Here is a 22,119-nt window from a genome sequence, read left to right as displayed (position 1 = left end):
TTTCCGCTTGAACGGGCCCGGGTGGGCGGGCCGGGGTGGGAGCCGTCAGCTCCGGTAGGCCGTGTCCAGCGCCCGCGCGATGGACTCGGCGCTGTTGCCGGGGGTGAACGCCACGCTGGTCGCGCGGATCAGCGGCTGGGAGACGGCCGCCGGCACGAACAGGTCGGGCAGCACGGCCCAGGCGACCTCGCTCTCGCCGCCGCTCTCCTCGGAGAGCAGCACGGACTCGGCGATCAGCGGGTAGTCGGGGCTGTCGACGGTGTCCGTCAGGGCCGTCACCTGGCCGGCGTCGCGGACGAAGCGCGCGGTGGTCTCCTCGCTGTAGAAGTGCCTGACGAAGCGCTCGACGAGGCGGATCTTCTTCTCCCCGTTGGGGCTGATCCAGATGCCGGTCGAGGTGTAGCCGCGCAGGGCGGTCGGCCGGTCGTAGACGCTGTCGGCCGGCACCGGCCAGCCGCCCAGCTCGGTGACCTCGACGACCTCCGGCGGCACGCTGGCCAGGGTGCCGGAGATCAGCGAGGCCATGGGCGCCCGGCCGCTGTAGAAGTCGGTGTTCATGGAGTCGGCGTTGAGGCCCTGGGCGCCGTCGAAGAAGACACCGGCGTCGCGGAGTTCGACGAAGTGCGCCAGGCCGCGCAGCGCGTCGGGATCGTCGGCGAAGCCGGCCTCCCGGAACAGGCGCTCGGCGTCGGCCGGCTGGAGGTAGGCCTGCATGACCTGCATCAGCAGCTTCTGGCCCGACCAGTCGTTGCCGCCGATGGTGACCAGGCCCTTGGCTCCGGCGGAGCGCACGGCCTCGGTCGCGGCGAGCATCTCGTCGACGGTGCGCGGGATGTCGCCGACGCCGGCGGCCTCCAGCAGCGCGGTGTTGAAGGCGACCGGCCAGGTGAAGCCGGACCAGGGGAAGCCCATCACGCGGCCCCGGGAGTCGGTCCACTCGGTGAGCGCCTGCGGGATGATCCGGCCGGCCAGGCCCCAGTCGTCGAGGTAGCGGGTGACGGGGACGGTGGCCCCGAGTTCCGTCCAGGACAGCGACTTCTCGGCGAGGTTGACCATGACGACGTCGGCCTCCTTGCCGGCCAGCCGCGCCGTCTCGTAGACGTTGATCAGGTCGGTGCCGCCGGAGACCAGGTTCTTGACCCGGCTGCCCGGGTTCTCCCGCTCGAACGTGTCGCAGACGGTGTCATAGACCTCGGAGTCCGCCCCGCCCGCGGTGAACATGTTGTGCACGACCAGGGTGTCGGGGTCGTCATTGCCCGGGTCGAGCGCGCCACAGGAGGTCAACGCCGGGGCGAGAGCGGCCGAAACCGCACCCGCGAGCATGGTTCTACGGCGCATGGACACCTCTTCTTCTCGCTGGTGGAACGGTTTAGCGGATCATAGAGAGCACCCCCGAAGCCGTCAATGTCCGAAAAGAAACGCCAGGTGATCAACGGTTCCGAGCCGCGCATACCCTTGCGTGACCCTTTGGTGGAACGGTATACCTGTGGACGCTTGAGGCGAGCCGAAGGCGCTCTGCCCGCTCCTGGCTGGAAACCCACCGTGGCCCGGCCATCCCAACTCCAGGAGAGCCTCCACCACATGTACAACGTCATCGAATACGGCGCCGTGGGCGACGGCACCACCAACGACACCGCCGCCGTTCAGGCCGCGATCGACGCCTGTGCCCAGGCCGGCGGGGGGCGGGTGGTCCTGCCGGGCGGGCACACCTTCCGCACCGGGACCGTGACGCTGCGCTCGCACGTCGAGCTGCACATCGAGCACGGCGCGACCCTGGCCGGCAGCCCCGACTTCGCCGACTACTCGATCCACTTCGGCGGCGTGGTGCTCAACGACGGCAACACCCAGTGGGGCAAGACCCCGACCACGGTGCTGCTGAACGCCGAGGGCGCGGAGAACATCGCGGTCACCGGCGCGGGCACCATCGACGGCGCCGGCCGGCACTTCGTGCTGTCGGACAACGGCTACATCTACACCATGGACGAGCGCCGCCCGTTCACCGTGTACTTCCGCGACTGCCGCAACGTGACCTTCCGCGACGTCTCCATCGTGGACGGCGCGGTGTGGACGCTGCGGCTGTCGCTCTGCGACGACGTGCTGATCCATGGCATCCGCATCCACAACGACCTCAAGACGCCCAACAGCGACGCCATCGACCTCGACTGCTGCCGCCGGGTGCGGATCAGCGACTGTGACATCGTCGCCGGCGACGACGCGATCTGCCTGAAGACCTGCCTGGAGCACACCCGCGAGGCCACCGACGAGGAGCGGGTCTGCGAGGACGTCACGGTCACCGGCTGCACCATCACCACCACGTCCAGCGCGCTGATCCTGGGCGTCGAGGCGCAGACTCCGATCCGCAACGTGGTCTTCTCCTCCTGCGTGGTCCGCAGCAGCGCCCGGGGCATCGCCGTCCGGCTGGCGGAGGGTGGCGACATCGAGAACGTCCTCTTCAGCGACATCGTGATCGAGACCCGCTTCTTCCACGAGGGCTGGTGGGGCCGGGGCGAGCCGATCGCGATCATGGCCGTGCCGTGGCGGGACCGCTGCGGGACCATCCGCAACGTGCGGGTGCGCAACGTGCTGTGTCGCTCGGAGAACGGCGTCCTCGTCTACGCCCAGCAGCCCGGCGCCATCGAGGACATCGTGCTGGAGGGCGTGCGGGTGGAGATCGACCGCTGGAGCCGGTGGGAGGGCGGCCACGGCGACTTCCGGCCGCGCCGCGCCGAGGACTTCCCGAAGATGCCGACCGACGCCTTCCACCTGGAGAACGCGAGCCGCGTGCAGTTGCGCGACTGCGAGGTGGTCTGGGCCAAGCGTCCCGAGGACGGCCGGCACGCGCTGTACGCGGAGAACTGCCAGGGCCTGACCAACCGCGACTTCCGGGGCGAGGCCGCGCACCCGGAGCGGGGTCAGGAGCCGGTGGTCATCGCCTGACCCGCGCCCGCCCCGGGCCCTCGGGGTCACACCGGCGGCGGCCGGCGGGGAGCCGCCGCCGGTGGGCGTTCCCGCCCGGGAACCCCTCGCTCAGGCGCGGGAGCGGCCGACGTAGATGTCGCGCGCGTGGTAGAGGGTGTCCGTGGTCGGGCCGGAGGAGCCGGAGGAGCCCTCCATCTGGAGGTTGATGATGATCCACAGGGGCTGGTTGACGAAGTTCGCGCCCCGGTGCTGCCCGACCCAGGTGTCGTCCAGGTAGTAGTGGATGTCCACGTCGGTCGCGTTGACCTTGTTGATCCAGGCGCGGTAACCGTGCCAGGAGCCGGGGCTCGACACGTTGACGATGGTGTTGGACCAGCCGCCCTCGGCGTTCTTGTAGGTGTTGAACCAGTTGCGGGCGTCGCCCTTGAACTCCAGGATGTCGCTCTCCGGCGGCCAGCTGTTGACGCCGGTCAGCCAGAACGCCGGCCAGGTGCCGGACGCGGAGGGCGCCTGGAACCGGCCCTTGACCTCCCACTGCGGGAACTGGTCGCTGACCACCACGTGTTGGCGGGCGTGCACCGCGCCCGAGTGGTAGCGGATCGGCAGATGGGGGTCGGCGGAGCTGTTGCCCTCGTCCCAGTTGATGCGGGTCGCCCTGAGGGTGAGCGTTCCGCCGTCGAGGGAGATGTGGTTGTGGTCGCTGGCGCTCCCGTACATGCGGGCGGTGCCGTTGTGGTCGGAGCCCCAGGGGTAGAGGTAGTTCCAGTTGGCCTCCAGCGTCGCGTAGTCGGTGAACGAGTCGCTGATCACCGTCTCCCAGGTGGCGGCCGCCGCCGGGCGGGCGAAGCCGACCGCCGCGCCGGCGAGGCCGGCTCCACCGGCCAGCAGGAACCTTCGTCGTGTGTGCGTCACCGTGCTCAACCCTTCGTCCGTGGGTGTGGGGGGCGGCGGCGCCGGCCAGCCCCGGAACGGGCCGCCGCGCCCACCATCCCGCCGGCCCGATACCGGGTCAACGACCCGCGAACGAACCGATCACCCTCGATCGACAGCGATCAGGACGCCGGCCGTCGGGCGCCAACGAGCCCCGGACGAAGGGGACTTGATCCGTTCGGCGCCAGCCAGGGGACCCGGCGCGGGTCTCCGCGGAGAAGCCGGAGCCATGGACGCGGGCGGGGGCGGTGGCCGCTCACCCGTCCCCGGGCGGCAGCGGTTCCGGGAACGCGGCGAGCGCGACGGTGCTCGCGGCCCCGGAGGGCCGTTCGCTGTGCGCCGACCGGGTGGGCGGCGGCCCGAGCGGCCCTGTCGCCTTCCCCGCCCACCGAGGACCGCGTATCCAGGAGTCCTGGAACGGCCGCCCGACGGAGAGAAGCCATGGCGCAGCAGCGCGAGCAACCGGAGATCCCCTACACCTCCCTGCTCGACCTGCCGCTCTCCTCCGACCTGGACCGGATCAGCGAGCAGCTGCACGCCCTGGCCCGCGCGCAGGGCAGCCTCCAGGGCCTGCTCGACGCGGTGCTGGGCATCAGCAGCGAGCTGGAGCTGCCGGCGGTGCTGCGCCGGATCGTCAGCACCGCGATGGACCTGGTCGGCGCGCGGTACGGGGCGCTCGGCGTGCTGGACGAGGAGGGCGACGAGCTGTCCGAGTTCATCCCGCTGGGGCTGAGCGCGCGGGAGCTGGAGAACCTGTCCGGCGTCGAACTTCCGCGTGGGCGGGGCTTGTTAGGACATCTGATCCACCATCCGGAGCCGCTGCGGGTGGCGGAGATCTCCGAGCACCCGGAGTCGGCCGGCTACCCGCCGGGGCATCCGCCGATGCGGACCCTGCTGGGGGTGGCGATCCGGGTGCGGGAGCGGATCTACGGCAACATCTACCTCTCCGAACGGCGCGACGGGCGGCCCTTCGACGAGCACAACGAGGGCGTGATCCGGGCGCTGGCCGGCACGGCCGGGGTGGCGATCGAGCACGCCAGGCTCTACCAGCGGGTGCGCGGCAGCGCGGAGACGTTCCAGCGGATGCTGCTGCCGACGCTGATGGACCTGCGGCCGCTGGAGGCGGCCACGATCTACCGGCCGGCGAACGAGCCGGGCCATCTGGGCGGCGACTGGTACGACGCGCTGCGGCTGCCGGACGGCTCGTGCGTGGCGGTGATCGGCGACGTCGTCGGGCACGACACCCGGGCGGCGGCCAGGATGGCGCAGGTCAGGAACATGCTGCGGGCGCTGGGGCTGAGCGGCGACACCGCGCCGGCCGGGGTGCTCGGCCAGCTGGACCGCATCCTGCACACGCTCGGCGAGAGCGAGTTCACCACGGCGTGGCTGGCGCGCCTCGAACCGGACGGGGGCGACTGGTCGGTGCGGTGGAGCAACGCGGGCCATCCGCCGCCGCTGCTGCTGGCGCCGGGGCTGCCGCCGCGTTTCCTGGAGGGGGACCCGGGGGTGCCGCTGGGCGTGGACGTCGCGGTGTCGCGGCCCGAGCACCGGGAGCGGCTGCCGGCGGGCAGCGTGCTGGTGCTCTACACCGACGGGCTGATCGAGGAGCCCGACCGGCCGCTCGACCACGGGATGCGGGCGCTGGCGCGGGTCGCCGACGCGCATGTGGGCGACTCGTTGGAGGAGTTGTGCGAGGCCCTGGTGGCGGAGCGGGCCGGCGAGGTGGCCGACGACATCGCCATCCTGGCGCTCCGCGTCCCGGCGGCCGACGGCGACCGCACCTGACGGCGCCCGAAGGCGCCGCGTCAACTCCCGGACGGGCGGGGCCCGTCGAGGCGGTGGATGAAGCCGGTCAACGGGGCGCGCTCCGCCCAGCCGACGGCACGGTAGAGGGCGCGCCCCTCGGTGGTGGCGCCCGGCACGCCGGTGTGCGCGCCGGCGTCGAGGGCGCGCGACACGGCGGAGGCAGTAAGAGGCGCACTCCTGAAACGTGGCTTACGCGTGGCCGAAGGACACCCGCCGCCGCCCCCTTCGTCACCGGTCGGGCGTTTTGTTCCGGCGGGCCCGGGGAAGCCGGAGCGGAGCAGAAGGGAGGGCTGGAGATGACGGACGACGCCGCGATGGGCGACGAGGTCTACCAGCCGACCGAGTCGGAGACCAGGGACGACCCCTACGAGCTGGACCTGGAGAACAGCCTCGACGGATACGACGCGGACGCCACCCTCGACGAGGGCTACTCGCCGCCCGAGAAGCCCAGGGCGGTCAACGACCCGGGCACCACGGCGCGTGGCCAGCGGGAGGGCGCCTCGTTGGACGAGCGGCTGGCCCAGGAGACCCCGGACGTGCGGCCGCCGGCCGGCGACGGCATCGGGGACCTGCCAGGCGAGGAGGGCGAGCCGCTGCCCGAGACCGTGGAGGAGGGCGCGGTGGGCGACGAGCGCGCCGGCCGGCTGGTGCGGGCGACCGACGAGTCGACGCTCAGGCCCGACCCGGTGGCCGCCGAGGACGCCGGGATCGACGGCGGCGCGGCCAGCGCCGAGGAGGCCGCCGTGCACCTCACGGAACCGGAGGGCCCGCTTCAGGAGTCTGGGGAGTGAGAGGACGCCCCCGGCGCGTTCCACGATGATCCGGTTGTTTGGCAGTATGTCGCCTGGCCGCGTCGTCCCACGGCGTCGGTCGTTCCCAAACCACACAACCGCTCCTCGTCCTCAGGGGGGACATGTCCGACCAGAATCCCTACCAGCAGCCCAACCCGCAGCAGCCCCCTCCCGGGCAGCCGGGCCAGCAGCCCGGCTACGGCTACCCCGGCCAGCAGCCGGCGTCGACCCCGCCCGGTTACGGCTACCCGCAGGGTGGCGGCTACGGCGCCCAGCCGGGGTACGCCCCGGACCCGAGCGCGCCCTACGGGTACGACCCCTACGGCCGTCCCTACTCGCACAAGTCCAAGATCGTCGCCGGTGTGCTCCAGATCCTGCTGGGCGGCCTGGGCGCCGGCCGGTGGTACACCGGTCACGCCGGCATGGCCGTCGCCCAGCTGCTGACCTGCGGCGGTCTCGGCATCTGGTCGCTGATCGACGGCATCCTCTTCCTGGTCAAGGACGACCGCACCGACGGCGACGGCCGGGTGCTGAAGAGCTGAGGACCGTGGACCGCGTGCGGCGGACCGGCGCGGTGGCGCGCGGGATACGAACACATCCCGTCGCGCCACCGCTCGCCCTGCTCGGCGCCGGCCTGGCGGGCGCCGTCTACCTGTGGCACACCGACCCCTACGCGGGCGGCCAGGCGCTGCCGCGCTGCCCGGTCAACTGGGCCACCGGGCTGCTCTGCCCGGCCTGCGGCGGGACCCGGATGTCCTACGACCTGCTCCATCTCGACCTGCCGGGCGCCTTCGCCGCCAACCCCGTGCTGCTGACGGTCGGGGTCCCGTTGGGCCTGTTCCTCGCCGGTCGCTGGCTGGCCGCCGGGGTGCGGGGCGAGCGGTACCGGCCCCGGTTCTCGGCGGCGGCGACCGCCGTGGTGCTGGGCGTCGCGCTGGTGTGGGCCGTGCTCCGCAACCTCGTGGGGTGATCGCGGGGCGGGCTTCCGTACTCGCTAGCATGGGCTCGCCATGCACGACATCGCAGACTTCCGCAGTTTTGTCGCCCTGGGCGACTCGTTCACCGAGGGCATGTCCGACGCCCTGCCCGACGGGAACTACCGGGGCTGGGCCGACCTGTTGGCCGGCCGGATCGGCGCGGAGGTCCAGGACTTCCGCTACGCCAACCTCGCCGTGCGCGGCAAGCTGATGCGGCAGATCGCCGAGGATCAGGTGCCGGTCGCGGCGACCATGGGCGCGGACCTGATCACGCTGGTCGGCGGGCTCAACGACGTGCTGCGGCCGCGCTGCGACCTGGACGCCGTCGTCGGCCTGCTGGACCGTTCGGCGGCCCGACTGGCGCCCAACTGCCGGCAGTTGGTGCTGATGCGCAGCCCGGGCCGGCAGGGCCCGGTGCTGGAGCGGTACCGGGGCCGGATGGAGGCGCTGTTCGCCGCGATCGACGAGATCGCCGAGCGGCACGGCGCGCTCGTCGTCGACCTCTACGCGTCCCGGGCGCTGGGCGACCCGAGGCTGTGGGCCGACGACCGGCTCCATCTGACCAGCGAGGGCCACCGGCGCACGGCCGAGGCGGTGTGGCAACGGCTCGGCGGGGCGCCCTCGTTCGACTGGGACGAGCCGCTGCCGGCCACCGCGCCGGGGCGCTGGTACGCGCGGCGGGCGGCGGACCTCCAGTTCGCCAGGCGGCATCTGCTGCCGTGGATCGGACGCCGCCTGACCGGCCGTTCCTCGGGCGACGGCCGGCTGGCCAAGCGGCCCGACCTGGCTCCCGTGGCCTGGGAGAAGGGCCCGTAGAATCCGTCCCTGTGACTGACAAGCCGCGCATTCCGAACGTCCTCGCCGGCCGCTACGCCTCGGTGGAGCTGGCCAGGCTCTGGTCCCCCGAGTACAAGATCGTGTTGGAGCGCCGGCTGTGGCTGGCGGTGCTGACCGCCCTCTCCGACCTGGGCGTGGACGTGCCGGCCGAGGCGGTGGAGGACTACCGGCGGGTGCTGGAGCGGGTGGACCTGGCGTCCATCGCGGAGCGCGAGCGGGTCACCCGGCACGACGTGAAGGCGCGGATCGAGGAGTTCAACGCGCTCGCCGGGCACGAGCAGGTGCACAAGGGCATGACCTCGCGCGACCTGACGGAGAACGTCGAGCAGTTGCAGCAGCGCCTGTCGCTGGAGCTGGTGCGGGACCGGGCGGTGGCGCTGCTGGCCCGGCTGGGCCGACTGGCCGCCGAGCACGCCGAGTTGGTGATGGCGGGGCGTTCCCACAACGTGCCGGCGCAGGCCACGACGCTGGGCAAGCGGTTCGCGACGGCCGCCGACGAGCTGCTGGTGGCGTTCGGCCGGCTGGAGGAGCTGCTGGCCCGCTACCCGCTGCGCGGCGTGAAGGGCCCGGTCGGCACCTCGCAGGACATGCTGGACCTGCTGGGCGGGGACGAGCGGCGGCTGGCGGAGCTGGAGGGGCGGGTCGCGGGGCATCTGGGCTTCACGCAGGTCTTCGGCTCGGTCGGCCAGGTCTATCCGCGCTCCCTGGACTTCGAGGTGGTCACGGCGCTGGTGCAACTGGCCGCCGCGCCCTCCTCGTTGGCCAAGACGATCCGGCTGATGGCCGGGCAGGAGCTGGTGACGGAGGGCTTCCAGCCGGGGCAGGTCGGCTCGTCGGCGATGCCGCACAAGATGAACACCCGCTCCTGCGAGCGGGTCAACGGGCTGGCCGTGGTGCTGCGCGGCTATGCCTCGATGACCGGCGAGCTGGCCGGCGACCAGTGGAACGAGGGCGACGTCTCGTGCTCGGTGGTGCGCCGGGTGGCGCTGCCGGACGCGTTCTTCGCCTTCGACGGGCTGGCGGAGACGATGCTCACGGTGCTCGACGAGTTCGGCGCGTTCCCGCCGGTGGTCGCGCGGGAGCTGGACCGGTACCTGCCGTTCCTGGCCACCACCAAGGTGCTGATGGCGGCGGTGCGGGCGGGCGTCGGGCGGGAGACCGCGCACGAGGTGATCAAGGAGCACGCGGTGGCGTCGGCGCTGCGAATGCGGGAGGGTGCGGAGCACAACGAGCTGTTGGACCGGCTGGCCGGGGACGAGCGGATTCCGCTGGACCGGGCCGGGCTGGCGGAGCTGATGGCCGACCGGCTCTCCTTCACGGGCGCCGCGAGCGGCCAGGTGGCGGCCGTGGTGGCGCGGGTCGACGAGGTCGTCAAGCGCTACCCGGAGGCCGCCGGCTACGCGCCCGGCGCGATCCTCTGACGCCGAACGGCCCCGGGCCCCGGTCCGGCACGGTCGGTGGTTGGGTGGCGCGACGTCGGTCGAGCGGGAGGCGCGGGTGGGTCAACTCATGGGCGGCGACCCCTCGTTGCTGCGCAAGATCAACCAGGCGGCGGTGCTGCGCGCGCTGCGCGCCGCCGGGCGCGGCTGCTCGCTGACGGATCTGGCCCGCACCACCGGCCTGTCCCGACCCACCGTCGAGGGGGTGCTGGACGGGCTGGCGCGGGCGGGCCTGGTCGTCGAGACGAAGGCCGCCGAGACGAGGGCCGCCCAGAGCACGGCCGCCGATGCGGCGGGGGCGCGGCGGCTGGGGCGACCGGCGCGCCGCTTCCGGTTCCGGGCCGAGGCCGGGCGGCTGCTGGGCGTCGAGGTCGGGGCGCGGCGGATCTCGGCGGTGCTGGCGGACCTGGCCGGGCGGCGCCTGGGGGAGGCGAGCCGGGGGGTGCCGCCCGAGGCGTCGGCCGAGGAGCGGCTGGCGCGGATCGAGCAGGCGGCGCGGGCGCTGCTGGGCGAGGCCGGGCAGGGCGCCCCGGCGCCGCGCGCGGTGGGCGTGGGAACCCCCGGCATCGTCGGGCAGGACGGCTCGGTGGCGCTGTGCACGGCGCTGCCTGGGTGGACCGGGCTGCCGCTGGGCGAGCGGCTGCGGGAGCTGTTCGGCGCGCCGGTGCTGGTGGAGAACGACGCCAACGCGGCGGTGCTGGGCGAGCGTTGGGTGGGCGCGGCGGCCGGCTGTGACGATGTGGTGATGGTGCTGGCCGGGTTGAGCCCGGGCGCCGGCTCGCTGATCGGCGGCCGGCTGCACCGGGGGCACGGCGGGGCGGCCGGGGAGATCGGCGCGCTGCACCTGCTGGGCCGGCAGGCCACCCCGGAGCGGCTGTTGGCGACCTCGGGCACGCCGATCGACCCGCTCGACGAGCGGGCGGTCACGCGGGTGCTGGCGGCGGCGCGGGCCGGCGACCCGCGCGCCGGGGAGGCGGTGGCCCGGCTGGTGGAGCGGCTGACGCACGATGTGGCGGCGCTGGTGCTGGCGTTGGACCCGGAGCTGGTGGTGGTCGGCGGCTGGGCCGCCGGCCTGGACCAGGTGGTGGAGCCGCTGCACCGGGAGCTGGAGCGCTACTGCCTGCGCGCGCCCCGGGTCGTCGCCTCGGCGCTGGGCGGCGGGGCGGTCGCCACCGGGGCGGTGCGGCTGGCCCTGGACCACCTGGAGGCGGAGCTGTTCACGGTGGCCGAGGTGCCGGACTGACGGGGCCGTCGGGCGGCTTCGCCGTCGGGCGCCGCGCCGGCGCGGCGCCCGACGGGTCCGGCCGTCGGCTCGCGGTCGGGGTCAGCTCGCGGTCAGCGCCAGCGGCTGGTCGCCGAAGGTGAGGCGGCAGGTGTCGGCCCGGTAGGTGGCCAGGGAGACGGCCGCGATCCGGCCGGCCGCGCTGTAGCGGGTGGTGACCAGCAGCACCGGGGAGCCGGGGAGGCGGTCCAGCGCGGCAGCCTGCTCGGCGTCGGCCGAGCCCAACTCGACGGAGCGGTCCTGCCCTTCGAGCGGCTGCCGGCGCAGCGCGGCGAGCGCCTCGTCCGCGTCGGCGACGCCGTCGGCCGGCTCGGGGCTCGGCAGCGCGTAGAGGCGTTCGACGGCGACCGGCTGTCCGCCGGCGACCAGCGCGCGGCTGACCACCGGCAGCGCCGTGCCGCGCGGCACGCCCAGCGCGTGCGCCACCACGGGCGGCGCGCCCGCCACGGCGAAGCCGTCCACCGACCACGGGTCGTCCTCGGCGCCCGGCCAGGTCTGCCGCGCCGGGCTGACGTCGACCCCGACGCGCGGCGGCGCGACCGTGGTGCCCACGCCGCGCCGGCGCTGGAGGCGGCCCTCCAACTCCAGCTGGTCCAGGGCCTGTCGGAGGGTGGCCCTGGCCACGCCGAACCTGGCGGCCAGGGTGCGTTCGTCGGGCAGCACCTGCCCGACGCTGAACTCGGCGTCCAGGGCGTCGGTCAACGCGGTCTTCAGCTGCCAGTACTTGGGCTCGGCCGGCGGCGTGCCCCGCCGGGACGCCGTCCGTCGCGTGATGGTCCCCACCCTCGCCTCCCTGCCGCCCACGGCCGCCCGGCCCGCGCGAACGCCGCGCCGGTGTCGCGAAAAGCGGTGATGCGGTGATTATGAAAGGTTGTTGCGTATCTGGACCCTAGGGTCACCCGGCACCTTGGTCAAGACCAAGTCCCTCGGGACCAGGTGAACGGCCGGGACCGGGCCGCCGCGTAGGCTCGCCAGCCATGACGAACGAACGACCCACGCCCCCGCGCCCCTCCCCCGTGGCTTCTCCCGTGGCCTCTCCCGTCGCCTCGCCCGTGACCGTGGTGACCGGCGGCGGCCGGGGCATCGGCGCGGCCGTCGCGGCGCGGCTGGCGGAGGAGGGGCACGACGTGGCGATCGGCTGCCGCCGCGACGTCGAGGCGGCCGAGGCGGTCGCCGAACGGGTGCGGGCCGCCGGCCGCCGGGCCGTGGTGGTGGCGGGCGAGGTGAGCGAGGAGGCCGACGTGGAGCGGCTCTTCGCGACGGCGGCCGAGGAGTTGGGCCCGGTGACCGGGCTGGTCAACAACGCGGCGATCACCGGCCGGCTCGGGCGGATCACCGAGACGCCGACCGAGGTGATCCGCCGGGTGACGGAGGTCAACGTGCTGGGCGCGCTGTGGTGCGCCCGGCGCGCCGCGCTCGCCATGTCCACCCGGCACGGCGGCGCGGGCGGGGCGATCGTCAACGTCTCGTCGGCCGCCGCGACGCTGGGCAGCCCGGGCGAGTACGTGCACTACGCGGCGAGCAAGGCGGCCCTGGACGCGATGACCGTGGGCCTGTCCAAGGAGCTGGCGGCGGAGGGCGTGCGGGTCAACTCGGTGCAGCCGGGGATGATCCTGACTGAGATGCACGCGGCGATGGGCGACGCGGAGCGGCCCTGGCGCAAGGCGGCGAGCGTCATCCCGCAGGGCCGGCCGGGGCGGCCGGAGGAGGTGGCCGGCGCGGTGGCCTGGCTGCTGTCGCCGGACGCGAGCTACACGACGGGCGCGGTGCTGCGGGTCTCCGGCGGGCTGTGACCCGAGGCCGGGCGCGCGTTCCGGTCGGGGTCAACCGCCGGGCGGGCGGCGGGCGTTGGGCGCCGCGTCGCCGTCTCCCGTTGCCGTCTCCCGTTCACGATCCGCGCAGGACAGGCACGCGGTAGCACTCGACCTCCCACTTCGCCCGCTCCTCCGACCTGCCCCTGGGCAGCGTGCGGGTGCCGGTGGCCAGGGTCACGGTCCGGTCGGCGGAGAGGCAGAAGATGGTGTAGAGGCGCTGGCCGGTGAAGTCGCGTGACTCCTCGTAGTAGTAGTCGGCGGCCACGTCCCGGTCGTCGCCCAGGAACGGGCGTTGCAGGAACTCCTGCACCTCGGCCGGGTAGTTGCCCAGCACGCCCAGCTGCCGGGGATGGAGGTCCAGCGTCGTCGGGGGCCGGACGGGCGGGGGCGACGCGTCCCATGCGTGGCGGCGGAACCGGGCGACGCCCCGGGAGCGGCGCGCGGAGCCGTCGACCGTGAAGGTCTCGTTCACCAGGGCCTCGGCGTCAAGCCTGAGGCGTTCCACCAGGTAGACGGGGCGGCCGTGCCGCGTCGTCGGGGCGGCCCTGCACAGCCCCAGCGGCCCGAAGGCGGTGGCCGTTGGCCGCTCCTCGCCGGGGTCGAGCCAGGCCCACCAGGCGAGCACGGTGCCGGCCTTCTCGGCGAGCCGCTCCCGGGTCCTGGGGCCGAGCATGTCCCAGCACCGGCTCCGGTTGGGCGCGGAGCCGCCGGTGGGGAAGCCGCCGGGTTGGTGGATCGGCGCGGCCGGCTCGGCGGGCGCCGGCAGCCGTGCCGGGTCGGCGTCCGCAGCGCGCGGCGCGGGCAGCCGGCCGCTCGACGACGGCGCGGGGCGGTCGCCCCTTCCGGGACGCTCCGGCAGCTGTTGACCCGTCATGATGCCCCCTGGTCGGCCCCCGGTCGGCCCCCCGGCCGGTCGGCCCCCGGCCATTGTGCCCGGCCCGGACGCCCGGGGCGACCACGCCGCCGCCGGCGGGCCGTTCGGCGCCGCCGCGAGCGGGCCGGTCAGCCGGCCAGGTGGCCCAGCTTGCCCGGGTTGTTGACCAGGTAGATCCGCCGCACCAGCCCGTCCTCGAACTCCAACAGCATGGCGGCGTAGGGCCCTTCGGGCCCGTGGACGTAGACGCCCGGGGCGCCGTTGAGCACGGTGAACTCGGCGACCAGGCCGGCCGGGGCGTCGGGCCCGACGGCTTCCAGGAAGCGGCTGACCTTGTCCACGCCCTCGATGGTCCGGCGCGGCGCCTTCGCGTGGCCGCCGCTGTCGGCGACCAGGGTGACGTCGGCGGCCAGCGTGTCCAGCAGCGCGGCCATGTCGCCGTGGAGGGCGGCGGCCAGGAAGCGTTCGGTGAGGGCGCGCTGGTCGCGGGCGTCCACCGGGTAACGGGGGCGGCGCTCGGCCATGTGGCGGCGGGCCCGGACGGCGAGTTGCCGGACGGCGGGCTGGTCGCGCCCGAGGGCCTCGGCGATCTCCGGGTAGCCCAGGCCGAACGCCTCCCGCAGCACGAACACCGCGCGTTCCAGCGGGGAGAGCGACTCCATCAGCAGCAGCACCGCGTAGGAGACGGTGTCGGCGAGCAGCGCGCGGTCGGCGCCGTCGGGCGCGGTGGCCGCCGGGGCGACCGCGTCGGTCGGCAGCGGCTCGGGCAGCCAGGGGCCGACGTAGGTCTCGCGGCGGGTGGCATGCTCCCGCAGCCGGTCGATGGCCAGCCGGGTGACGATCCGCACCAGGTAGGCGCGGGGGTCGCGCACCTCGCTGCGGTCGGCGGCCGACCAGCGCGGCCAGGCGTCCTGGACCACGTCCTCGGCGTCGGCGACCCGGCCCAGCATCCGGTAGGCCACACCGAACAGCAGCGCTCGGTGCGCCTGGTAGGTCTCCAGCAGCACGTCGTCAGCCACGCCCCCATCCCACCAGGCCCGGCGGCCGGCCGTGCGGCCGGGTCCCCGTAGGGCGGCGGCCGGCGGAACTTCGGCAGGTGATGGTCCTTTACCCGTCGGTCACAGCTCGTTCGTGACCAGGCAATAACCAGGGACGACAGTGCGGTTATGGATAAGTGGGACACTCCGCGACCGACGCTCCACCTCGCTCGCCTGGGCCTGCCCGGGCGCGGCGACGGGTGCCCGTCGGGACGCGGTCGCGCCGCGTCGGCGCCGGATGCCGGAACCACACGGCACGGCACGGCGCTGACGGAAGCGACGCTCGCCGGTGGGAAGCGCGTGTGGCTGCGCCGGGTCGGCGAGGCGGATCTGCCGGCGGCCCTCGACCTGCACGCCCGTTGTTCGCCGGGGAACCTGGCGCAGCGGTACCCGGGCGGGGCGCGGGAGGCGGACGACTATCTGCGGCACCTGTTGAACGGGCGGCACGGGGCGAGCGTCGCGGCACACCTGGGCACCGGCCAGCTGGTCGGACTCGGCCATGTGCTGTGGGACGGGCCGGAGTCGGAGGTGGCGCTGCTGGTGGCGGACGACTGGCAGCGGCGCGGGGTCGGCGGGGCGCTGCTGGGCGCGCTGGTGGCGCTGGCGGTGGCGCGGCACTCGGCCGGCCTGTACGCGGTCGCCCAGGCGGGCGACGCCGAGCTGCTGGGCGCGCTGCGCGCCACCGGGCTGCCGTTGACCGAGCACCCCGAGGCCGACGACGCCCTGGTGGTGTCGGCGCCGCTGCCGTCGCGGGGGGTGCGGTAAGCCGACCCACGGCGTTGGGCACGGCCGGCGGCGCGGCGGGCCGCGCCTGCCGGCGGGGGGGTGGGCACGGCCGGCGGCGCGTTCAGTCCGGCACGACGACGGCGCGTTCGGGGCCGGTGAAGGCCCAGGCGTCCGCGATCCGCGACAGCGGGAACGCGCGCACCGGCGCGACGATCTCCCCGGCCGCGAGCCGGCGCATCACCTCGGGCATCGCCGCCACGATGGCATCGAGCGAGGTGGAGCCCGCACCCGAACCACGCACCAGGAGGCGGCGGCTGCGGAGCAGCCCGGCGGGGAGGGCCGCTGACTCGCCCGCGCCGGCGCCGATCTGCACATGGACGATGTCCGCCGGGTCGTCGTGGAGTCCGCGTCGTGCCAGGGCGGCCCAGGCCGCCTCGGCGGGCGGACCCCAGACGTAGTCGAGGATGATCGAGGGCGCCGTGCCGGCGAGCGCGGCACCCAGCGCCTCGGGTCCCTCATCGAACGACACCGGCACGCCGCCGAGGCGTTCGACCTCGCGCAGGCGGTCCGGGTCGCGGCCGACGCCGACGACGCGGTCGGCGCCGAGCAGGCGGGCGGCCTGCACCGCCGTCCGCCCCGCGACGCCGGTCGCGCCGAGGACGAGCACGGTGCCGAGCGCCGCCACCTCGCGCCGGCGCCGGGCGAGGGGCAGCCAGCCGCTCATCGCCGGGTTGAGCCCGCCGGCGATCAGCACGGGGTCCGCGCCGTCCGGCAGCGGGATTCCCATGCGCGCGGCGACGCGTTCGGCGAGCGTCCCCCAGGGCGCACGGATGAATCCGGCGTAGACCGGCGCCCCGTCCGAGCCCACGGCCACGCAGTCAACCCCGGGAACCAGCGGGTAGACGCCGGCGCTGCCGTAGTGGCCGCCCGAGGCCAGGCGGCGGACGAGCGGGTGGAGACCGGCCGCCAGCACCGTCAACGCCGACTCCGCTTCGACGGGTTCAGGGTCGGCGAAGTCCGCGAGGACGGGAGGCGCACCCGCGTCGTTGATCACCGCTGCCTTCATCGAAACACTCTCCTTAACGTCGTTAAACACAACGCCCCGGAGTCTGCCTTAACGCTGTTAAACTGTCAATCGTGGCCAAAGGACTGACCCGCGACGCGATGGTGGACGCCGCGTTGGCGGTGCTCGACGAGACGGGAATCGAGGGGCTGACCGTGCGCGCGGTCGCGGAGCGCCTCGGGGTGAAGGCGCCCGCGCTGTACTGGCACGTGCGGGACAAGCAGGCGCTGGTCGACGAGATGGGGACGCGCGTCTGGAGCGGGATCGCGGCCGAGGCGGCGGCCGTCCCCCGCACCGACTGGCGCGAGGTCTGCGCGGGCTACGCGTGGGCGGCACGCCGTGGGCTCCTCGCCCACCGCGACGGCGCGCGCGTGTTCAGCGGCACCTACCTCACGGACGCGGAGGTGCTCCGCCGCCAGGAGCCCCTGCTGGCCTGGCTGGGCGAGCAGGGGTTCACCGCCGAGGCGGCGACCGACGCGTTCGCCATCCTCACGGCCTTCGTCGTGGGCCACTGCATCGAGGAGCAGGCCCGCCGCCAGGCCGGGCACGACGGGTACACGCTCGCACACCGCGAGGAGCGGGTGGACGCGGACGAGCACCCGTTGGTCACCGCGTCCGGGCGGCGGATGTTCGCGGAGGACGGCGAGACCCGCTTCGACGCCCTCCTCCAGGCGGTCCTCGACGGCGTCGCCGGGCTGCGTTCGGAGCGGCGCTGAAGCCGCCACGGCGCTGGGCGCGGCGGGCCGCGCCTGCCGGCGGGGGGGGCCGTGATGTGCGGGGAGATGTAGCGGAGGAGGGGAGGGTCGGCGGGGGTTCGGGGGGTGACCCGGCTGCCGCTGGGCACGATGGTGACGAACCCCGACTCCCGTACCAGGATGGCCCCATGGCTGACATGACCACCTCGCTTCCCCGTCAGCTCGCCGACGCCTATGTCGACGAGTTGATCGCCCTCGACCCCATCACCGGCACCTACCTCGGCGACCCCGCGAGTTCGGGCCGGCTGCCCGACTTCTCGCCCCGGGGGCTCGCGGCGGAGGCGGCGTTGGCGCGGCGCACCCTGGACCAGTTGGCCGTCGCCGAGAAGCTGCCCGGTGCGGACGCGCCGGTCGAGCGGCGCTGCGCCCGGCTGCTGCGGGAGCGGCTGACCGCCCAGCTGGCGGTGTTCGAGGCCGGGGAGCCGCTGCGGGCGATGAGCAGCCTCTACTCCCCCGCGCACTCGGTGCGGACGGTGTTCCCCGTCATGCCGGCCGAGACCGAGGACGACTGGTCGGCGGTGGCGGCCCGGCTGCGGGCGGTGCCCGCGGCGTTCGACGGGTACCGGGAGTCGCTGCGCGAGGGGCTGGCGCGCGAACTGCCGGCCGGGCCGCGGCAGGTGACGGAGACCCTGGAGCGGCTGGACGAGTGGCTGAGCCAACCGGGCGGCTGGTTCGCGGAGTTCGTCGCGCCGGGACCCGAGGCGCTGCGCGAGGAGCTGGACGCGTCGGCGCGGCAGGCGACGGACGCGGTCGCCGGCCTGCGGACCTGGCTGCGCGAGGAGTACGCGCCCCGGGTGGCCGGGGCCAGCGACGTGGCCGGCCGCGAACGGTACGCGCTCTGGGCCAGGTACTGGAACGGGACGGACCTCGACCTGGACGAGGCGTACGCCTACGGCTGGTCGGAGTTCCACAGGCTACGCGCGGAGATGGTGACGGAGGCCGAGAAGATCCTGCCGGGCGCCGACCCGTGGGCCGCGCTGCGCCACCTCGACCAGCACGGCACGGTGGTCGAGGGCGTGGACGAGGTCCGCGCGTGGCTGCAACGCCTGATGGACGAGGCGATCGAGGCGCTGGACGGCACGCACTTCGAACTGGCCGACCGCATCAAGCGCGTCGAGGCCAGGATCGCGCCGCCGGGAAGCGCGGCCGCGCCCTACTACACCGGCCCCTCGATGGACTTCTCCCGGCCGGGCCGCACCTGGCTGCCGACGATGGGGCAGACGAAGTTCCCCGTCTACGACCTGGTCTCCACCTGGTACCACGAGGGGGTGCCGGGCCACCACCTCCAGCTGGCGCAGTGGGTGCACGTCGCCGACCAGCTGTCGCGCTACCAGACGGCGGTGGGCGGGGTCAGCGCCAACATGGAGGGCTGGGCGCTGTACGCGGAGCGGCTGATGGACGAGTTGGGGTTCCTGACCTCGCCGGAGACCAGGCTCGGCTATCTGGACTGTCAGATGATGCGGGCGGTGCGGGTGATCATCGACATCGGGATGCACCTGGAGCTGCGCATCCCCGACGACTCGCCGTTCCGGCCGGGCGAGCGCTGGACGCCGGAGCTGGGCGGGGCGTTCTTCCAGCGGCACAGCGGCCGTCCGCCGGAGTTCATCGCGAGCGAACTGGTCCGCTACCTCGGCGCGCCGGGGCAGGCCATCGGCTACAAGCTCGGCGAACGCGCCTGGCTGCGCGGCCGGGAGGCCGCGCAGGCCGCGCAGGCCGCCAGGGGCGCGGAGTTCGACGCGAAGCGGTGGCACATGGCGGCGCTGTCGCTGGGCTCGCTGGGCCTGGACGACCTGGAGGCGGAACTGGCGGTGCTGTAACGGGTGTTGGTCGGCGGCGGGCGCGGGCGCTCGGCGCGCGGGCGCGCAGCGGACGGCGCGGGCGCCGAGCGCCCGCGCCGGGGCCGGTGTCCGGGCCCGGGCCGGCCCTGGGTGTCCGGACGGCCTGGGGCCGTCGGACACGGGGGGCGGGGTGGCGAGGTCAACTGGCAACCTGACGGGGGAATGTGAACCCCCGACCCCCTCGTTGCGAACGAGAGGCGCCATCGGGCCGTGGCGTGGCGCATTGCCGCTGCTGAAGCCGCTGGGCGGGCAGCGGGTGCGTCGCCACCGGGGCGACCCGTTCCTCGTCGGTGAAGCGGTGGTGTTGGTGGTCCCGGTCAGGTGCCGGACGAGGGCGGCGGCTTGCCTGCTACGGCTCATGTTGGCCTCCCGGTTATGTGAGATGAGCTGAGCTGGTGGTCTCCCAGCCGTCTTCGTGTTGGATGTAGCCGGCCAGGGCGCGGGAGTGGCGGGCCCAGCCGCCTTGGTCGGCGATGAGGGTGGTGTCGACGCCGCGTTGGCGGGCGAGGGTGGCGTGGCCGATGCGCAGGGAGTGGCCGGTCCAGGCGATCCGGATGCCGGCTCGGGTGGAGGCGCGGCGGATGGCGCGGGTGATGGAGTCGGGGGTCATGCCGCCGGTGACGTGGCCCCAGCGGTCGATGCTGACCCATGCGGGGGCCTCGGGTGCGCTCCAGCGGAGGTCGGCCTCCTCCGCGAGGTGGGTGCGGTAGGTCTCCCAGGCCACCACGGGGCAGAGGTCGGGGTCGTCCTGGCGGACGATGCGGGCGGTGCCCACCGAGTGGCGGGTCTTGCCGGTGACGACGTCGACGACCAGGCCGCGCTCGTGGAGGGTGAGGTCGCTGACCAGGAGGCCGGCGGGCTCGGAGGCGCGGGCGGCGTAGTGCAGAGAGGTGAGGATCAGCGCCCGGTCCCGGTACCCGGCCAGGGTGTGGGGCAGGCGCCTACCACACGCCGGAGGTCGCCGCGGGTCGCGGCGGTCGCCTTGCCGCGGCCGCGCCGCTCCCCGGACTGGAGGAGGCGGACCGTCAGTCCCTCCAGGGCGGTGCGGGCGGCGGCCTGGTCGTCGCCGGCGACGGTGACACCGCGCTGGCGTAGGCCGACGACGGTGGCGGCCAGGTGGGTGGAGGCCGAGGTGGGGGCGTAGCCGGCCCCGTCCGTGCGGCCCTGGCGCAGCATCCAGGTCACATAGGCGACCAGGGAGCCCCGGGTGGCGGCCAGCGGCGGCATCCCAGTCGCCTGGCAGTACCGCTCCCACACCCGCCAGCTCTTGTCGTAGGTCGCGGTGGTGTTGGTGGGGGTGATCTCGGCCGCGACGGCGTCCGCCAGGTCCTCCGCGTCGGCCAGGCGCTGGGCGGCGGTGATGCCGTGGCGGGCGGCCCAGCGCTCCAGCAGAGCCTCCCGCCCGCCGGCGGCCGCCGGCGTCTCCAGGTCGGCGGTCACCGGGTCCCTGCCGCGTCGCTGGTCGGTGCCTCGTCCTCGTGGTAGGGCCAGATCTCGGCGCGGATCGCGCCGTACACCGTTCCGCGCTGGAAGGGGGCGTACAGGCTGGCCCGGCCGTCATGACGGGTCTCGACCATGGTGGCGCCCAGGTGGCGCGTCCACGCGGCGGCGGCCGCGCGGCAGTCGGAGCGGGGTCGAGGGCGCGGGCCTCGCCGGTGAGGGCGCCGGTGGCGGACAGCGTCCAGGTCAGGGGCGGCAGCCCCTTGTGGTAGCTCTCGGTGAGGAGGTCGCCCAGGACGCGCTGCCCGGCGTTCTGGAGGTCGTGGATGGTGCGGTAGTCGGTCACGGGGTGCCCTTTCGGTGGGTTGGTCCGGCAGTCGGTCAACTGCCCGGTGTGGCCGCGTTGATGACATCGGATAAGGAGAGGGACCCCTCCGGCGAGATCCCCCCTCAGCGAGGCTGATCTAGTCGCAGACGAGGAGGGGCAGTTGTACTACATCGACACCCCCGACCTGCTGGAGTCGCTCAACCCATGAGGGCCCCGGCTAACGGCGGGGCCGAGGGGCGGGGTGCGGCTCGACGCCGGCGCGTCGCAGGTGGGCGGGTTGCTCGGCGGCGGCCGCGCCGCGAGTCGGCGCGGTGGGACGCGTCGAGCGAGCGCCGGCGGCGGCCGCCAGTTTGCTGCGCAGCTGCCGCAGCTCGGCGAGTGCGGCCTCGGCCGTCACCGGCAGTCCGCTGGACGTGGGGTTGCTGTACGCGATGGACGCTCCGCTGAGCTTCATCAGGGCCTCGGCGCTCGGCAGGACTCGCGGGTCAGCGGCGCCGGCCTGCGCCCATCGGGCGATCCGGTCACAGGCGCGGATGGATACCGTGCGCCAGAATCCCTGCACGCGAACGTCGCTGACCAGCTGCTGGAACCACGGCCCCGCTTTCTCCTTTTGGCCTCGATCACTCGATCAGACCAACGACGGTGCTCAGGCCGAGGAAACGGGGCTCGGCCGGCTACCCGCGACCTACCTTGCGGCTGGTGTCTGAGCTAGGACTCCAGGGCCTACCCCACGGTCCTGGACGAGGCCGGACTCGAAGCGGCGCTGGAGACCGTCGCCGAACGCTGCCCGCTGCCCGTCACACTCGACTGCCGCCCGGAGCGCGCCCCCTCCCAGGCGGTGGCCATCGCCGCCTACTTCGTGGTCTGCGAGTCGGTCACCAACGCCGTCAAGCACGCGGGCGCCACCTCCGTCGCCGTGACCGTCACCTCCCCGGCGGGGGGAGGGCCGGGCCTGCGGGTCGCCGACGACGGGCACGGCGGAGCCGACCCGGCCGGCGGCGGGCTGCTCGGCCTCGCCCGCAGGGTCGCCGCCATCGACGGGCACCTCACCGTCCACAGCCCGCCCGGCGGGCCCACCGTCATCACAGCGGAGCTGCCGACCTGAAGCCCGGCTCAACGCTGCGGCGGCACGGGCCGGGGGGTGCCTCTATGTCGTTCGTCAAGGCGTCTCTGTCGGGTTTGGGGTGGTTTGGTGTTGCTGGGGTTATGCGGCGAGTTTGATGTCCTTCGGTGTCCGGGGTTCGTAGAAGGTTCCGTCGCGGA

At 74.4% G+C, this 22,119-nt stretch carries 24 protein-coding genes; 13 read left to right on the top strand and 11 right to left on the bottom strand.

The annotated features are described in order from the left end of the window. Positions 1-45: 45 nt before the first annotated feature. Positions 46-1,338 (bottom strand): ABC transporter substrate-binding protein, encoded by a 1,293-nt coding sequence (locus FH609_RS27915; protein ID WP_139674138.1) that lies wholly within the window; start codon positions 1,336-1,338, stop codon positions 46-48. A gap of 204 nt (positions 1,339-1,542) precedes the next feature. On the opposite strand from FH609_RS27915, the gene FH609_RS27910 reads away from it, so the two are divergent. Continuing rightward, positions 1,543-2,937 (top strand): glycoside hydrolase family 28 protein, encoded by a 1,395-nt coding sequence (locus FH609_RS27910; protein WP_193318093.1) that lies wholly within the window; start codon positions 1,543-1,545, stop codon positions 2,935-2,937. A 90-nt stretch (positions 2,938-3,027) separates the two neighbouring features. Here the strand turns inward: FH609_RS27910 and FH609_RS27905 are convergent, their stop codons facing one another. Then, positions 3,028-3,831 (bottom strand): family 16 glycosylhydrolase, encoded by an 804-nt coding sequence (locus tag FH609_RS27905; protein WP_139674142.1) that lies wholly within the window; start codon positions 3,829-3,831, stop codon positions 3,028-3,030. A gap of 459 nt (positions 3,832-4,290) precedes the next feature. Between FH609_RS27905 and FH609_RS27900 the strand changes: the two genes are divergently transcribed. Further along, positions 4,291-5,634, top strand: coding sequence for a PP2C family protein-serine/threonine phosphatase (locus FH609_RS27900; RefSeq protein WP_139674144.1), 1,344 nt, complete (start codon positions 4,291-4,293; stop codon positions 5,632-5,634). A 20-nt stretch (positions 5,635-5,654) separates the two neighbouring features. On the opposite strand, the gene FH609_RS31290 is transcribed toward FH609_RS27900, so the two are convergent. Then, positions 5,655-5,807 carry a hypothetical protein gene (locus tag FH609_RS31290; protein ID WP_193318094.1) on the bottom strand — a complete coding sequence of 51 codons (153 nt, stop codon included), beginning with the start codon at positions 5,805-5,807 and terminating at the stop codon, positions 5,655-5,657. A 144-nt stretch (positions 5,808-5,951) separates the two neighbouring features. Between FH609_RS31290 and FH609_RS27895 the strand changes: the two genes are divergently transcribed. The 6 genes from FH609_RS27895 to FH609_RS27870 all read left to right on the top strand — a co-directional run bounded on the left by FH609_RS27895 (position 5,952) and on the right by FH609_RS27870 (position 10,942). Then, complete coding sequence (locus FH609_RS27895) at positions 5,952-6,446, top strand: DUF5709 domain-containing protein (RefSeq protein ID WP_139674146.1); 495 nt, start codon at positions 5,952-5,954, stop codon at positions 6,444-6,446. 122 nt (positions 6,447-6,568) lie between these two features. Further along, a complete protein-coding gene (locus tag FH609_RS27890; protein ID WP_139674148.1) occupies positions 6,569-6,988 on the top strand; it encodes a TM2 domain-containing protein in 420 nt (139 codons plus the stop codon). 14 nt (positions 6,989-7,002) lie between these two features. After that, positions 7,003-7,416: a DUF2752 domain-containing protein gene (locus FH609_RS27885; RefSeq protein WP_139674150.1), complete on the top strand. Its 414-nt coding sequence runs from the start codon at positions 7,003-7,005 to the stop codon at positions 7,414-7,416. A gap of 40 nt (positions 7,417-7,456) precedes the next feature. Continuing rightward, positions 7,457-8,239, top strand: coding sequence for an SGNH/GDSL hydrolase family protein (locus FH609_RS27880; protein WP_139674152.1), 783 nt, complete (start codon positions 7,457-7,459; stop codon positions 8,237-8,239). Between the two features lie 11 nt (positions 8,240-8,250). After that, complete coding sequence (purB, locus tag FH609_RS27875) at positions 8,251-9,681, top strand: adenylosuccinate lyase (RefSeq protein WP_139674154.1); 1,431 nt, start codon at positions 8,251-8,253, stop codon at positions 9,679-9,681. Positions 9,682-9,757: 76 nt separating this feature from the next. Then, positions 9,758-10,942: an ROK family protein gene (locus FH609_RS27870; RefSeq protein WP_139674199.1), complete on the top strand. Its 1,185-nt coding sequence runs from the start codon at positions 9,758-9,760 to the stop codon at positions 10,940-10,942. 81 nt (positions 10,943-11,023) lie between these two features. On the opposite strand, the gene FH609_RS27865 is transcribed toward FH609_RS27870, so the two are convergent. Next, the gene (locus tag FH609_RS27865) at positions 11,024-11,764 is read right to left on the bottom strand and encodes a GntR family transcriptional regulator (RefSeq protein WP_226962006.1); all 741 of its coding nucleotides are present in this window, start codon (positions 11,762-11,764) and stop codon (positions 11,024-11,026) included. Between the two features lie 194 nt (positions 11,765-11,958). On the opposite strand from FH609_RS27865, the gene FH609_RS27860 reads away from it, so the two are divergent. Further along, a complete protein-coding gene (locus FH609_RS27860) occupies positions 11,959-12,774 on the top strand; it encodes an SDR family oxidoreductase (protein ID WP_139674156.1) in 816 nt (271 codons plus the stop codon). Between the two features lie 94 nt (positions 12,775-12,868). Here the strand turns inward: FH609_RS27860 and FH609_RS27855 are convergent, their stop codons facing one another. After that, the gene (locus tag FH609_RS27855; protein ID WP_139674158.1) at positions 12,869-13,669 is read right to left on the bottom strand and encodes a hypothetical protein; all 801 of its coding nucleotides are present in this window, start codon (positions 13,667-13,669) and stop codon (positions 12,869-12,871) included. A gap of 128 nt (positions 13,670-13,797) precedes the next feature. Beyond that, the gene (gene sigJ / locus FH609_RS27850) at positions 13,798-14,688 is read right to left on the bottom strand and encodes an RNA polymerase sigma factor SigJ (protein ID WP_139674161.1); all 891 of its coding nucleotides are present in this window, start codon (positions 14,686-14,688) and stop codon (positions 13,798-13,800) included. 318 nt (positions 14,689-15,006) lie between these two features. Between sigJ and FH609_RS27845 the strand changes: the two genes are divergently transcribed. Next, positions 15,007-15,471 carry a GNAT family N-acetyltransferase gene (locus FH609_RS27845; RefSeq protein ID WP_139674165.1) on the top strand — a complete coding sequence of 155 codons (465 nt, stop codon included), beginning with the start codon at positions 15,007-15,009 and terminating at the stop codon, positions 15,469-15,471. 82 nt (positions 15,472-15,553) lie between these two features. On the opposite strand, the gene FH609_RS27840 is transcribed toward FH609_RS27845, so the two are convergent. Next, the gene (locus FH609_RS27840; protein WP_226962005.1) at positions 15,554-16,498 is read right to left on the bottom strand and encodes a zinc-binding alcohol dehydrogenase family protein; all 945 of its coding nucleotides are present in this window, start codon (positions 16,496-16,498) and stop codon (positions 15,554-15,556) included. A 71-nt stretch (positions 16,499-16,569) separates the two neighbouring features. Here FH609_RS27840 and FH609_RS27835 point away from each other — a divergent pair, with 71 nt between their 5' ends. Both FH609_RS27835 and FH609_RS27830 read left to right on the top strand, forming a co-directional pair. After that, positions 16,570-17,211, top strand: coding sequence for a TetR/AcrR family transcriptional regulator C-terminal domain-containing protein (locus FH609_RS27835; RefSeq protein WP_139674168.1), 642 nt, complete (start codon positions 16,570-16,572; stop codon positions 17,209-17,211). Positions 17,212-17,378: 167 nt separating this feature from the next. Then, positions 17,379-19,067, top strand: a complete 1,689-nt coding sequence (locus FH609_RS27830) for a DUF885 domain-containing protein (RefSeq protein ID WP_139674171.1) — start codon at positions 17,379-17,381, stop codon at positions 19,065-19,067. A gap of 394 nt (positions 19,068-19,461) precedes the next feature. Here FH609_RS27830 and FH609_RS31975 read toward each other — a convergent pair whose 3' ends face one another. The 4 genes from FH609_RS31975 to FH609_RS27820 form a co-directional block, all read right to left on the bottom strand. Continuing rightward, complete coding sequence (locus FH609_RS31975; protein WP_264372979.1) at positions 19,462-19,974, bottom strand: tyrosine-type recombinase/integrase; 513 nt, start codon at positions 19,972-19,974, stop codon at positions 19,462-19,464. Positions 19,975-19,985: 11 nt separating this feature from the next. Next, complete coding sequence (locus FH609_RS31970; protein ID WP_226962018.1) at positions 19,986-20,528, bottom strand: hypothetical protein; 543 nt, start codon at positions 20,526-20,528, stop codon at positions 19,986-19,988. Continuing rightward, positions 20,525-20,665, bottom strand: coding sequence for a hypothetical protein (locus FH609_RS31285; RefSeq protein WP_193318095.1), 141 nt, complete (start codon positions 20,663-20,665; stop codon positions 20,525-20,527). Before FH609_RS31285 ends, FH609_RS31970 begins: the two co-directional genes overlap by 4 nt. A 408-nt stretch (positions 20,666-21,073) precedes the next feature. Next, a complete protein-coding gene (locus FH609_RS27820; protein ID WP_139674174.1) occupies positions 21,074-21,418 on the bottom strand; it encodes a hypothetical protein in 345 nt (114 codons plus the stop codon). 276 nt (positions 21,419-21,694) lie between these two features. On the opposite strand from FH609_RS27820, the gene FH609_RS27815 reads away from it, so the two are divergent. Then, positions 21,695-21,961 (top strand): sensor histidine kinase, encoded by a 267-nt coding sequence (locus tag FH609_RS27815; RefSeq protein ID WP_139674177.1) that lies wholly within the window; start codon positions 21,695-21,697, stop codon positions 21,959-21,961. Positions 21,962-22,119: the final 158 nt, after the last annotated feature.

Origin of the sequence: Streptomyces sp. 3MP-14 (genome assembly GCF_006334905.2) — a bacterium.
Taxonomy (GTDB): Bacteria; Actinomycetota; Actinomycetes; order Streptomycetales; family Streptomycetaceae; genus Streptomyces; species Streptomyces triticirhizae.
Note: the sequence above shows the minus strand (reverse complement) of the source record. Positions and strands in the feature narration are given on the sequence as shown.

What these genes read in the sequence shown, in the direction of transcription:
- FH609_RS27890 (WP_139674148.1), top strand. Translation starts at nt 6,569, where the DNA reads ATGTCCGACCAGAATCCCTACCAGCAGCCCAACCCGCAGCAGCCCCCT.
- FH609_RS27840 (WP_226962005.1), bottom strand. Translation starts at nt 16,498, where the DNA reads ATGAAGGCAGCGGTGATCAACGACGCGGGTGCGCCTCCCGTCCTCGCG.
- FH609_RS27915 (WP_139674138.1), bottom strand. Translation starts at nt 1,338, where the DNA reads ATGCGCCGTAGAACCATGCTCGCGGGTGCGGTTTCGGCCGCTCTCGCC.
- FH609_RS27855 (WP_139674158.1), bottom strand. Translation starts at nt 13,669, where the DNA reads ATGACGGGTCAACAGCTGCCGGAGCGTCCCGGAAGGGGCGACCGCCCC.
- FH609_RS27895 (WP_139674146.1), top strand. Translation starts at nt 5,952, where the DNA reads ATGACGGACGACGCCGCGATGGGCGACGAGGTCTACCAGCCGACCGAG.
- FH609_RS27860 (WP_139674156.1), top strand. Translation starts at nt 11,959, where the DNA reads ATGACGAACGAACGACCCACGCCCCCGCGCCCCTCCCCCGTGGCTTCT.
- FH609_RS27900 (WP_139674144.1), top strand. Translation starts at nt 4,291, where the DNA reads ATGGCGCAGCAGCGCGAGCAACCGGAGATCCCCTACACCTCCCTGCTC.
- FH609_RS27880 (WP_139674152.1), top strand. Translation starts at nt 7,457, where the DNA reads ATGCACGACATCGCAGACTTCCGCAGTTTTGTCGCCCTGGGCGACTCG.
- FH609_RS31285 (WP_193318095.1), bottom strand. Translation starts at nt 20,665, where the DNA reads ATGGTCGAGACCCGTCATGACGGCCGGGCCAGCCTGTACGCCCCCTTC.
- FH609_RS27830 (WP_139674171.1), top strand. Translation starts at nt 17,379, where the DNA reads ATGGCTGACATGACCACCTCGCTTCCCCGTCAGCTCGCCGACGCCTAT.